The sequence below is a fragment of the Tropicimonas sp. IMCC6043 genome (assembly GCF_004146235.1).
Taxonomy (GTDB): domain Bacteria; phylum Pseudomonadota; class Alphaproteobacteria; order Rhodobacterales; family Rhodobacteraceae; genus Tropicimonas.
The window spans coordinates 1-12,044 of the sequence record NZ_SELO01000010.1 but is presented as its reverse complement, the minus strand read 5'-3'; the positions used below and the strand labels follow the sequence as shown (position 1 = coordinate 12,044).

Genomic DNA, 12,044 nt, shown 5'->3' with positions numbered 1-12,044 from the left:
GCGGCCGCGCATCACAGCGCCGATTGCGACCCTTTCCTGTCGAAAGCCGGTTTTTCGCGGACACGGCGTCGAGCACGGCTCATTTTCCGCCCATCGCGGAGATTCAGGGCAAGGAGCGTGACATTGGCCGCACTGGCGGCGAGTTCCACCGCCTGAACGAGCGCGAAAGTGGCGTCGAACTGCGCCGCCGCCGACCAGCGCGCCAGCAGGATGGCAGCGGGGACGAGGATCAGCAGCCCGTTCAGTGCAGCGATCGCCATGCGCCGCCGCTTGGCCGTGACCAACCCGCCGGAACGGCCTCGGGCGAGGCGGTTGCCGGTGATCCCGGCGGTTGCGAGCGCGGGAATGAGCAGGGCGAAACCCCACAGGATCGCTGACTTGACGGTGGCGACGGCCGCGGCGGATCGGAAGAGCTCCGTCAGAACCGTGGAAGTCCAGAACGTGGCGATGGTCGCGAGGGCGAGGCCGCCGCTGACGAGGTGAAGGCGAAGGGTCGGGATCATTATGCACTCCATTGCTTAGCATGCTAACTAAAATAGATTTGCATTGCATGCTATGCAATGTGCAAGGTCCAACAATGACCGCACCATTCGCGCAGGACTCCGCGGGATTTCTCGCCAATCACATGGCCCGGCTCTTTGCCCGGGCCCTGCAGACGGAACTGAAGCCGCTCGGGCTCGCACCGGCGCAGTTCATGGTTCTGGTCGAACTCTGGGAGACGGATGGCCAGACCCAGGCGGCGCTGAGCCAGCGGCTCGCGGTCGAACAGGCAACCATGGCCAACACGTTGTCGCGGATGGAGCGCGACGGGTTGGTCGCGCGCAGGGCGCATGCCGAGGACGCCCGTGCGCGGCTGGTCTGGACCACCGATCGGGCACAGACGCTGCGCGCCCCGGCACTGGATGCGGCGCGGCGGATCAACCGGGAGGCGCTGGCGGGGCTCGCGCCGGAGGCACAGGCGGGGTTCCTGGCCGAGATGAGACAGGTCATCGCCGCGCTGACGCGGCGCAGCTGAGCGCGGCGAAAGCCCCTCGCGGCACCCGGGCCCATGCCCTATAAGGCGTCAAACATTCCGGAGTCCGCTGCCATGTCCCAAGATCTCTCGCCCATCGACCGCGCCAAGTTCGTCGCCGCCCGCCGCTCCTGCGATTTCGTGGAGAGTGGCATGCGTGTCGGCCTCGGCACCGGGTCGACAGCGGCCTGGATGGTGCGCGGGCTCGGCGAGCGGGTGCAGAACGAGGGGCTCGACATCGTCGGCGTGCCAACCTCGGCGCGGACGGCGGACCTGGCGCGCTCGCTCGGTATCCGCGTCGCCACGCTCGACGACGTGAAGTGGCTCGACATCACCATCGACGGCGCCGACGAGTTCGACGCGAACCTGAACCTCATCAAGGGAGGCGGTGGCGCCTCGCTGCAGGAGAAGATCGTCGCCACGGCGTCGGACCGGATGGTAGTGATCGCCGATGTCGCCAAGGAGGTGAAGACGCTCGGGGCCTTTCCGCTGCCGCTCGAAACCGTGCCCTTCGGCTGGCAGACCACCAAGGCGCTGGTCGAAGAGACACTGGTCAACATGGACGTGCTCGGCCGCGAGGCCACGCTTCGGATGAATGACGATGCGCCCTACGTCACCGACGAGGGCAATTACATCCTCGACCTGCACCTGCACCGGATCGGCAACCCGCGCCAGCTCAGCCTCGTGCTGAACCAGATCCCGGGCATCGTCGAGAACGGGCTCTTCATCGACATCTGCGACGTGGTGGTGATCGGCCATGGCGATGGCACGGTTGAGGTGCGCGACATCAATGCGGGGTCGGTCTCGGCCAGCCAGATCGACATTCTCGAGAGCGACAACATCTTCGCCGACGACACCTGAGGCGCGTTGCCAAGCCGCACCGAGGTCCCGGGACGAGACACATGCCGATGCCCCGAATCGCGCGAGGGAGACCGGATATCCCTTCCGGCCGTTACCGCATCGTCGTGAGGGCGGGTTCCCCGCGATCTCCGGGCTGGCCCTGCCCGGCAAGGCGCGGTAGGACGTCTCAGCGGCAATCGAGAGCAGGCTCATGGACTTCGACTTCGACCTCTTCGTGATCGGCGGCGGCTCGGGCGGCGTGCGCGCGGCGCGGGTGGCGGCGGGCGAGACCGGTGCGAGGGTCGGCCTCGGCGAGGAGAGCCGGATGGGGGGCACCTGCGTCATCCGGGGCTGCGTGCCGAAGAAGCTCATGGTGTTCGCCTCCGAATATGCCGAGGGCATGCACGAGGCGATCGATTACGGCTGGGACGTGACGATCGGCGGCTTCGACTGGACGCGGTTCCGCACCAAGCTCGAGGGCGAGCTCGACCGGCTGGAGGGCGTCTACAACAAGTTGCTCCTGGGCTCGGGCGTGGAGGTCTTCCCCCAACGGGCGACGCTGGTCGACGCGCATACCGTGCGCCTCGCCGACGGCATCGAGAAAACCGCCAAGCATATCCTCATCGCCACCGGTGGATGGCCATTGATGCCCGGTCTGGAAAACGAGGAGCTTGGGATCACCTCAAACGAGGTCTTCCACCTTGAGGCACTTCCTGAGCGCCTGCTGGTCGTCGGCGGCGGCTATATCGCCTGCGAAATGGCCTGTATCTTCAACGGGCTGGGGACAAAGGTCACGCAGTTCTATCGCGGCGCGCAGATCCTGCGCGGCTTCGACGGAGAGGCGCGCGGCCATATCGCCGAGCATATGGAACGCCACGGCATCGCGATCCATTGCGGCACCAATATCCTGCGGATGCACAAGGGCGCGAAGGGTATCGAGGTGACGGCGACCACCGGCGAGACCCATGTCTATGACCAGGTTCTGTTCGCCACCGGCCGGACGCCAAACAGCCGCGGGCTGGGGCTCGAGGAACTGGGTGTCGAGATCGGCCGGCGCGGCGAGATCGTGGTGGACGAGTACAGCCAGACCGCGGTGCCCTCGATCTACGCCATTGGCGACGTGACGAACCGGGTGCAACTGACGCCGGTTGCGATCCGCGAGGGCATGGCCTTCGTCGAGACGGTGTTCAAGGGCAACCCGACGCCGGTCGACCACGAGCTGATCCCGTCGGCCGTCTTCACCCAGCCGGAATACGGCGCCGTCGGGCTATCGGAGGAGGAGGCACGGGAAAAAGGGCCGATCGAGGTCTATTCCACCGCCTTCCGGCCCATGCACAAGAGCTTCATCGCGCGCGAGGACCGGGTGCTGATGAAGCTGATCGTCTGCGCGGAGACCCGCAAGGTGCTCGGCGTCCATATCGTGGCCGACCACGCGGGCGAGATGATCCAACTCGCCGGAGTCGCGGTCAAGATGGGCGCCACCAAGGAAGATTTCGACCGAACCGTTGCCGTTCACCCGACCATGTCGGAGGAACTGGTGACCCTGAAGACGCCGGTGCGCCGGGCCTGACCGGGCGTTTCGGACGGTTGAAATACCGCCCGGGACAACCATTTGGCAGAGAAGCCTAGCGGCAGAGACGAAAGGGAAGAGAGTTTCATGGCAGGACATAGTGGCGGACCCTGGGGCGGCGGCTCCGGCGGTGGTGGCCAGAACGGCGGCGGCAATCGCGGCAATGGCGGCGACGGACGCCGCCCGGGCGACGATCCGCAGATCCCCGATATCGACAAGATCGTGAAGAAGGGCCAGGAGCAGCTCCGGGTGCTGATGGGCGGGCGCGGCGGCCCGCGCGACCCGCAGAGCGGCGGCGGTGAAGGCGGCGGAGGCCCGAGTTTCTCGCGCGGCACGATCCTGCTCGGCGGCGCGGCGCTGGTCGTGCTCTGGGGCCTAGCCTCCTTCTACACGGTCAAACCGGAAGAGCAGTCGGTCGAGTTGTTCCTGGGTGAGTTCTCCTCCATCGGTCAGCCGGGCCTGAACTTCGCTCCCTGGCCGCTGGTTACCGCCGAGGTGGTCAACGTGACCTCGGAGCGGACCGAAGATATCGGCACCGATTTCAACTCGCGCTCCGATTCGGGCCTGATGCTGACCACCGACGCCAACATCGTCGACATCGACTTCCAGGTGGTCTGGAATATCATCGATCCGGCGAAGTTCCTGTTCAACCTGCGCGACGGGCGCGACACGGTCGTCGCAGTATCGGAATCGGCTATGCGCGAGATCATCGCTGCCTCCGAACTTGCGCCGATCCTCAACCGGGACCGGGGCCTGATCGCCGAGACCGCCAAAACCTCGATCCAGGGCACGCTCGACACCTACGATTCGGGCATCAACATCGTCCGTGTGAACCTCGACAAGGCAGACCCGCCGCGCGAGGTGATCGACGCGTTCCGCGAAGTCCAGGCGGCCGAACAGGAGCGCGACCGGCTCGAACGGCAGGCCGACGCCTATGCCAACCGGGTGCTCGCCGGCGCCCGCGGTGAGGCCGCGCAGGTGCTCGAGGAGGCCGAAGGTTACCGGGCGCGCGTCGTCAACGAAGCCGAGGGTGAGGCCAGCCGCTTCTCAGCGGTACTCACGGAATACAAGAAGGCGCCGGAAGTGACCCGCAAACGCCTCTACCTCGAAACGATGGAAAACGTCCTCGGGGACGTGAACAAGGTGATCCTTGGTGAGACCGGCGGCGAGGGGTCCGGCCAGGGCGTCGTGCCCTATCTGCCGCTGAACGAACTGCGCAGGCCGACCGAGGGGGGAAACTGACATGAAGCGTCTGACCTATCTTCTGCCCATTGGCATCGTCGTGGTCGCGGCGATCATGGCCTCGATCTTCATCGTCGACGAGCGCGAGAAGGCGCTGGTCCTGCAATTCGGCCAGATCAAGCGGGTCAAGGAAGACCCCGGGATCGCCGTCAAGATCCCGCTGATCCAGGAGGTCGTCTATTACGACGACCGGATCCTCGCGCTCGACACCGACACGATCGAGGTCACGCCGTCGGATGACCGCCGTCTCGTCGTGGACGCCTTCGCGCGCTACCGGATCGACGACGTGGTCCGCTTCCGGCAGGCCGTTGGCGTCGGCGGGCTGCCTGCCGCCGAGACCCGGCTCTCCTCGATTCTCAACGCGCAGATCCGCGAGGTGCTCGGCGCCGACCAGGTGACCTCCGACACGATCCTGTCGGAAGACCGCCGGGTGCTGATGAACCGGATCCGAGACCAGGCGCAGAACGAGGCGCGTGCGCTCGGGCTCGACGTGGTCGATGTGCGGCTCAAGCAGACCAACCTGCCCGAGCAGAACCTCAACGCCACCTTCGAGCGGATGCGCGCCGAGCGCGAACGCGAGGCGGCCGACGAGATCGCCCGCGGCAACGAGGCCGCGCAGCGGGTGCGTGCCCAGGCCGACCGGACCGTGGTGGAACTGGTCTCCGAGGCGCGGAAGGAATCGGAGATCGCGCGCGGTGAAGCCGATGCCGAGCGCAACGCGATCTTCGCCGGTGCTTATGGTGCCGACCCCGAGTTCTTCGAGTTCTATCGTTCGCTCTCGGCCTACCAGGCGGCGCTCAGAGGTGAGAACTCCTCGCTGGTCATCTCGCCAGACAGCGAATTCTTCGACTATTTCACGGGTTCAAAGCGAACGGCCGAGTAGATGTCTCACCTGTTGCTGGGACTGGGACTTGTCTTCATTTTGGAGGGGCTGGTGCTTGCACTGGCCCCTTCGCGTATCGACGAGATCCTGAAGGCGATTGCCGAGATGCCGGTCGAGATCCGCCGCCTGCTCGGGCTTCTGGCGATCACATCCGGCGGTATCTTGCTGTGGCTGGCAAACTGGCTGGGCGGGTAACGGGTGAGAGGAGGTCTCGGAGAGGCGCGCCCGTCGCGCTGCCCGGTCCGAATGCTTACGGCTTGCGCGCCGGCTTGCGGACTGAGACACTTGCCCCGTGGGCCGACAGGCGCGCCGCCTTTGCCTGCGCCGCAAGCGTCACGCCCTCGTGACGCTGCGCGACGGGTGTTTGAATTGCGTCTTTCGGCGGCATGAAAAATATTTGCGCGCAATGGCTGTGCATCCAAGCGCCGCCAAGCTTCGCCCGCCCACCCCTCTGGCGGGTTCCAGGAAACAGAAGGAACATCGAGTGACTTATCAGGCTCTTCCCCTTCCGCGTCAGGCGGTCAACCCGCGGCTGATTCCGGCCTTCCTGGTCGGGCTGGCCCTGCTGCTCGCGCAGACGCTGAGCGCGCATGCCCGCGGCGCGCCCGAATCCTTCGCCGAGCTCGCCGAAAAGGTCAGCCCGGCGGTGGTGAACATTACCACCTCGACCACCGTGGCGACCGCCTCCGGCCCGCATGGCGAGGGGCCGATCGTTCCGGAGGGATCGCCCTTCGAGGATTTCTTCCGTGACTTCATGGAGCGCAACGGCCCGGACGGCGTGCCGCAGCGCCCGCGCCGCTCCTCGGCGCTCGGATCGGGCTTCGTGATCTCCGAGGACGGCTATATCGTCACCAACAACCACGTCATCGCCGAAGCCGACGAGATCAGCATCGAGTTCTTCTCGGGCGTGGAGCTGGATGCGACAGTGGTCGGGATCGACCCAAAGACCGACCTTGCGCTGCTCAAGGTCGATACAGAGGAACCGCTGCCCTTCGTGCCCTGGGGAAATTCCGATGAGGCGCGCGTCGGCGACTGGGTGATGGCCATGGGCAACCCGCTCGGCCAGGGCTTCTCGGTTTCCGCCGGCATCGTCTCGGCGCGTGGCCGCGCGCTTTCGGGCAGCTATGACGATTTCATTCAGACCGACGCCGCGATCAACCGGGGCAATTCCGGCGGACCGCTGTTCAACATGGACGGGGAGGTGATCGGCATCAACACGGCAATCCTGTCGCCCAATGGCGGTTCGATCGGCATCGGTTTCGCCATGTCCTCGCGCGTTGCGACCAATGTCATCAGCCAGCTCAAGGAGTTCGGCGAGACCCGCCGCGGCTGGCTTGGCGTGCGCATTCAGGACGTTACCGAGGACGTGGCCGACGCGATCGGGCTCGAGGAGGCGAAAGGTGCGCTGGTCACCGACGTGCCCGAGGGACCCGCGATGGAGGCCGGCGTTGTCGCGGGCGACGTGATCCTGAGCTTTGACGGCAAGGATGTCGAGGACACCCGCGGGCTGGTCCAGCAGGTCGGCGAATCCGAGATCGGCAAATCCGTCCGCATGAAAGTCTTCCGCGAGGGCAAGACGGAGACGCTGATGGTCACGCTGGGTCGCCGCGAGACCGCCGAAGAAGCCGTGCCCGCCGCCGCCACGCCGAATGCCGAGGCGCCGAGCGACGCCGAGATCCTCGGCCTGACCGTCACCCCGGTGACGCCGCAGATCGCCGAGGAGATGAATCTCGGCTCGGATGCCACCGGCCTCGTGGTCAAGGAGGTCGACGAGATGAGCGAGGCCTTCGAGAAGGGCCTGCGCGCCGGTGACGTCATTACCCAGGCAGGCCAGGTCGAGGTCACCTCGATCGACGAACTCGAGGCCCGGATCGAGGACTCGAAGGACGCCGGCCGCAAGTCGATCCTGCTGCTGATCCGCCGCGCCGGCGAACCCCGTTTCGTCGCGCTGACCCTCCAGTAAACCTCGCCCAGGTGGCGGCAGGACAGGGCGCCGGGTATCCCGGCACCCTTCGTCTATCCCGGATTTCGGCTTGTTCACCAGCCGAGGCAGGCCATTCCGCCGGGATGTCCCGGAGGATCCTCGCCTTGTGGGACCTTGCAGGCGACCGCCCGGGGACAGCCCGTCAAGTGACGACCACGTTCCCGCGCTTGTGCCCCGTTTCCATGTACCGGTGCGCTTCGATCAGATCAGCCAAGGGGTAGACCCGGTCGAGCAGCGGGGCCAGCGTTCCTGCCTCTACCATCACCAACAGGCTCTCCAGGTGGCGGCGCAGGGTCTCGGGCGGTTGCAGGCCGGCAGCGGCGAAGAGTGCCCTGCGGCGGCCGACAACCCGGCTTATCAGCATGGCGCCAAGCAGCCCGAGCGTCAGCACGGGGCAGATATAGCGCCCGTCCTCGGTGAGCCGCGCCCGAGCCACCGCATAGGAGCTGATGCCGATCGTGTCGAAGATCACATCATACTGGTTCGGGAGTGCGATAACGTCCTCGCGTGTGTAGTCGACGACCCGATCCGCCCCGAGATCCGCGACGAGACCGGCGTTTCGCGCGCTGCACGTAGCAGTAACATGAAGACCTGCGGCGGAGGCGATCTGCACGGCCGCGCTGCCGAGGCTGCCGGACCCGCCGAGGACCAGGATGCTCTGCCCCGGCCTCACCCGCGCGATCTCGTGCAGGAAATGATAGGAGGTCAGCGGACCGTCGCACATCCCGGCTGCGTCCTCGTGGGACAGCGCATCCGGCTTCTTCATCAGCACGCCGCTTTCATCGAGACAGATATGGCTGGCATTTGCGCCGAACCGGAGCCCCGCCTCGCCAAAGACGGCATCGCCGAGGGCGAACCGGGTGACCTTGTCCCCCACGGCGATCACCTCGCCCGAAAGCCCGGTTCCCAAGAGGTTCCGGCGCGGGCGGCGCAGGCCAAGGAAGGGGCGGGCAAAGAGCGGGCGCCCGGACCGCATCATCCCGTCGGCGCGCGTGATGGCCGAGGCGCGGATGCGGATCAGGATCTCGGTGGGCTCGGGCACCGGCATGGGAGGCGTCACGCGGGTCAGAACCTCGGGTGCGCCGTAGCGTTCGATGCTCCAGGCGGTGAGCGTGGTGGTCATGGCAGGCCTCCTTTCGGCTTGATCGCGCTGACTCTATCGGAGCAAGAACGATCCGAGCATTGCCAGATTCGCACCGGTATGGTTCATATTCGTTCCACATGGTGGACTGGAAATCTCTCCCGGCCTTTCTGGCAGTTGCGCGAACGGGCTCGCTGCGTGGCGCTGCGGAGCAGACCGGCGGCACCCACGCGACCGTGCGCCGGCAGATCGAAGGGCTCGAGGCGCAACTGGGCGTCATGCTGTTCCGCCGCCGCGCCGGAGGTCTGGACCTGTCGGCCGCGGGGCGCAGGCTGCTGCCGCAGGCGATCGAGGCCGAGGCGGCCCTTCGGCAAGGTTTCAACGCCGTCCGCGGGCTCGACAGCGAGGCGGCGGGACGTATCCGGCTCTCCGCCGACCCGATGACCGCGCACTTCCTGCTGGCGCCGGTTCTGGGCGAGTTCCTGTCGCTCTATCCCGACATCCACATCGACATGAACCTCGCCTATGCCATCGACTCGATCGAGAAGCTCGAAACCGATGTCTCGATCCGCCATGTACGCGAGGTGACCGGCGATGCCGTGGGGCGCAAGCTCTTCCCGCTGTCGCTCGGTGTCTTGGCCTCGCGCAGCTACCTCGACAGGCATCTGCACGCCGCCGGCCCGCGCGGCGAGGGGCTGACCTGGATCGGCTATGGAGAGGTGCCGGAACTGCAGGCAATGATCGCCGCCTCACCCTTTCCGCGCGCGACGGTGCGGCACGCGATTGCCGATCCGGCGATGCACCTGCACATGGCCCGGGCGGGCGCTGGAATGACCTTTCTGGCGACCTGGGTGCAAAGCGTGTTTCCCGAGTTGCAGCGCGTGCCCGGAACCGATCTCGACCAGAGCCGCTCCACCTGGGTGCTGATGCATGGCGACCTGCGCCGGGTGAAGCGGGTCCGGATCTTCGTCGATTTCCTCTACGAGAGCCTGCTCGAGCGGCGCGCGGACTTCATCGGCTGACGGAAGCTCCAGTAATGATCCGTGTATGACCGGCGGCGCGGCTCCATTCGTGAAGGGGCGACGTGCTGCCCGGTCCTGGTATCGGAACGGGAAATCTAACGGCAAGTTGCTTTCGCGTTGCCGGGGCCACCGCGTTCTTGTCCACAGCGACTGGAATCAGGTCGTCCAGGAAGAATCCCGATTTCTTGAAGTTGATTAGAAAATCCTCGCCCTCGCCGTCTATGAAAGATAGCGAACGGCGGATGTGACTAAAAAACGAGCCGCGCCCGAAATAAAAGAATTCCTGCTTGCCCTCGACCGCTGCAGGGTGACTCTCGCCCACCATCAATATCCGCACCGTTTCCGGTCGGAAGCGTTGGCGGGAGCAGGGGAATCGCGTTTGGCTTTGACGGGGTGAGCCGCAGCCCTTGCAGCGGTGGTCGGGATGGATTCTGGATGGAGGATTCATCCTCCGGAGCCCGTTGTCAGCATGGACATCTTCCTCACCGCCTTCGATGACATCCCCGATCCCCGCGCCGACAATGCGCGCCATGACCTCGGCGAGCTTCTCGTCATCGCGCTCGTGGCGGTTCTCTGTGGGGCGACATCCTGCGCCGGGATGGCCATGTTCGGCCGGGCGAAGGAGTGCCTTTTCAGGGACTTCCTGAAGCTGAAGCATGCGATCCCGTCGCATGACACCTTCTCCACGGTGTTCCGGATGATCGATCCCAAAGCCCTCGATGCGGCATTCGGGCAGGTGTTGGCCGAGGTCGCGGCGCTGCTGCGCGAGGGGGACGTGATCGCCATCGACGGCAAGGCATTGCGCGGCGCACGGGGCAAGGGCGAGAGCGCGCGGACGCGGATGATGGTGTCGGCCTATGCCGCGCGGCTACGCCTGACGCTGGCCAGCCGGGCAGCCGACAACGGCGCGGAGCTGGACGCCGCGCTCGAGGTCCTCGGGCTTCTCGCGCTCAAGGGCAAGGTCGTGACGGCCGACGCGCTTCATTGCAATCGCCGGACGGTTGCGGCGATCAACGCGCGGGGCGGCGACTGGTGCCTGGCGCTGAGGGCGAACCAGGACTCGTTGCTGTCCGATGCCCGGGCTTGCTTTGGCGCGGTGAAGGAGACCCATCCGGTTGCCCGGCAGGAGGAGGCCGGTCACGGCCGGCAGGAGACTCGGACGGCCATGGTCGTATCTGCCAAGGGTCTGGCAGAACATCATGAATTCCCTTGGCTCAAGGGGTTCGGGCGGATCGAAGCGAGCCGTGAGGCCGACGGCAGAACCACCTCCGAGACGCGCTTCTTCGCCCTGTCCTGGCTGCCAACGCCGGCGGTCTTCATGGCCAGGGTCCGCGCTCACTGGGCCATCGAGAATGCGCTGCACTGGCAACTCGATGTCTCGTTTCGCGAGGACGCGGCGCGCAACCGCAAGGATAACGGCCCAGCCAACATCGCCGTCCTGCGTCGCCGGGCGCTGGACGTCGCCCGCAGCGACACGTCGAAGGCCTCGCTCTCCATGAAGCTCCAGCGCGCAGGCTGGGACGACGCCTTCCTACGCAGCATTCTCAATGGGCTGGCAGCCGCCTGAGCCAAACGCGATTGCCCTGTTGGCGGGAGGTCTCGATGTCCATCGTCTCGATCTCCTTCTTGGTGCCTTAGGGCTTCAGCTCCATTTCCTCAAGAAATCGCGTATTGGAATTAGCATTCGCGCCAAGTGCGAGAAGTAGTGGATTTCGGTTCAGGTTTGAGGCAAGCCACCGCAGGGTCACGCATATAGGTCGAATTGCTGCTCGCGCCAGAGCTCTGGGATGGGGTTTCCGCCTTTAATGGCATAGCCCAGCCCTCCGTCGCTCAAGCCGCGGTTCATCGCCCACTCCCCGACATTGTACCAGATGTGAGGCCCTGGACAGTTGCTACGCCGATTGCCAGGCACGGTCTGCCGATGGGCGAAGACATGGGTGATCCCCACGGCATTCTGGAGATAATTTACCAAGCACCGTCCTGAGTGGATCTGAGCCCAGGTAGGCATGTCATGGCTAGAATTTCCCTTCCACCAACGCCCGCTATCCATTGGAAAGTTACCGACAAACTCGACACCGACCGTGTAAGAGTTGAAGCCTCCCGAGCAGGGACGATTCTCAGTTTCGTCGAACTTGGTAACTGTCGTTCCATTCGGAAGGATGACAAAATGTGCATTGATCTTATCGTAAGCACCCGTGTCATTGCCGCGGTTGAACGACGTTTGGTGGAGCACGAGCCCCGTCACATCGGTGATTTGTCGCAGTCTGCCCACAACGGTGTTTACCCCGTTGTTGATGCGGTCGTGCCAGCTGAACAGGTAGATGGAACGCTGCGCGTGTGAAGTCATGTCTGCCCCTTCAATGTCAAAACAAGATTCATTCAGTGAGGCAATGTAGCAGGTCCCGAGCCA

The 12,044-nt window shown here is 65.4% G+C and carries 13 protein-coding genes; 9 read left to right on the top strand and 4 right to left on the bottom strand.

The annotated features are described in order from the left end of the window. Positions 1-11: 11 nt before the first annotated feature. Positions 12-503, bottom strand: coding sequence for a hypothetical protein (locus tag EU800_RS11510; RefSeq protein WP_129632178.1), 492 nt, complete (start codon positions 501-503; stop codon positions 12-14). A 74-nt stretch (positions 504-577) separates the two neighbouring features. On the opposite strand from EU800_RS11510, the gene EU800_RS11505 reads away from it, so the two are divergent. The 7 genes from EU800_RS11505 (at position 578) to EU800_RS11475 (ending at position 7,510) form a co-directional block, all read left to right on the top strand. After that, positions 578-1,015 (top strand): MarR family winged helix-turn-helix transcriptional regulator, encoded by a 438-nt coding sequence (locus tag EU800_RS11505; RefSeq protein WP_129632175.1) that lies wholly within the window; start codon positions 578-580, stop codon positions 1,013-1,015. A 72-nt stretch (positions 1,016-1,087) separates the two neighbouring features. Beyond that, the gene (rpiA, locus tag EU800_RS11500; RefSeq protein ID WP_129632172.1) at positions 1,088-1,873 is read left to right on the top strand and encodes a ribose-5-phosphate isomerase RpiA; all 786 of its coding nucleotides are present in this window, start codon (positions 1,088-1,090) and stop codon (positions 1,871-1,873) included. 190 nt (positions 1,874-2,063) lie between these two features. Further along, a complete protein-coding gene (gorA, locus tag EU800_RS11495) occupies positions 2,064-3,422 on the top strand; it encodes a glutathione-disulfide reductase (protein WP_129632169.1) in 1,359 nt (452 codons plus the stop codon). 87 nt (positions 3,423-3,509) lie between these two features. Next, the gene (gene hflK, locus EU800_RS11490; RefSeq protein WP_129632166.1) at positions 3,510-4,664 is read left to right on the top strand and encodes an FtsH protease activity modulator HflK; all 1,155 of its coding nucleotides are present in this window, start codon (positions 3,510-3,512) and stop codon (positions 4,662-4,664) included. 1 nt (position 4,665) lies between these two features. Continuing rightward, positions 4,666-5,547: a protease modulator HflC gene (hflC, locus tag EU800_RS11485; RefSeq protein WP_129632163.1), complete on the top strand. Its 882-nt coding sequence runs from the start codon at positions 4,666-4,668 to the stop codon at positions 5,545-5,547. Next, entirely contained in the window at positions 5,548-5,742 is a 195-nt protein-coding gene (locus tag EU800_RS11480; protein WP_129632160.1) for a DUF2065 domain-containing protein, read from the top strand. Positions 5,743-5,953: 211 nt separating this feature from the next. Continuing rightward, entirely contained in the window at positions 5,954-7,510 is a 1,557-nt protein-coding gene (locus EU800_RS11475; RefSeq protein ID WP_129632157.1) for a DegQ family serine endoprotease, read from the top strand. Between the two features lie 163 nt (positions 7,511-7,673). Here the strand turns inward: EU800_RS11475 and EU800_RS11470 are convergent, their stop codons facing one another. Further along, positions 7,674-8,654 (bottom strand): NAD(P)-dependent alcohol dehydrogenase, encoded by a 981-nt coding sequence (locus EU800_RS11470; RefSeq protein WP_129632154.1) that lies wholly within the window; start codon positions 8,652-8,654, stop codon positions 7,674-7,676. 98 nt (positions 8,655-8,752) lie between these two features. Between EU800_RS11470 and EU800_RS11465 the strand changes: the two genes are divergently transcribed. Beyond that, the gene (locus tag EU800_RS11465) at positions 8,753-9,634 is read left to right on the top strand and encodes a LysR family transcriptional regulator (protein ID WP_129632151.1); all 882 of its coding nucleotides are present in this window, start codon (positions 8,753-8,755) and stop codon (positions 9,632-9,634) included. On the opposite strand, the gene EU800_RS11460 is transcribed toward EU800_RS11465, so the two are convergent. Further along, positions 9,624-9,956 (bottom strand): hypothetical protein, encoded by a 333-nt coding sequence (locus EU800_RS11460; protein WP_129632148.1) that lies wholly within the window; start codon positions 9,954-9,956, stop codon positions 9,624-9,626. The two genes, EU800_RS11465 and EU800_RS11460, sit on opposite strands and share 11 nt — an antisense overlap. A 147-nt stretch (positions 9,957-10,103) precedes the next feature. Between EU800_RS11460 and EU800_RS11455 the strand changes: the two genes are divergently transcribed. Beyond that, complete coding sequence (locus EU800_RS11455; protein WP_165354641.1) at positions 10,104-11,201, top strand: ISAs1 family transposase; 1,098 nt, start codon at positions 10,104-10,106, stop codon at positions 11,199-11,201. 177 nt (positions 11,202-11,378) lie between these two features. Here the strand turns inward: EU800_RS11455 and EU800_RS11450 are convergent. Further along, positions 11,379-12,044 (bottom strand): N-acetylmuramoyl-L-alanine amidase (locus EU800_RS11450; RefSeq protein WP_207209890.1); only part of this gene is annotated, 666 nt, incomplete at its 5' end.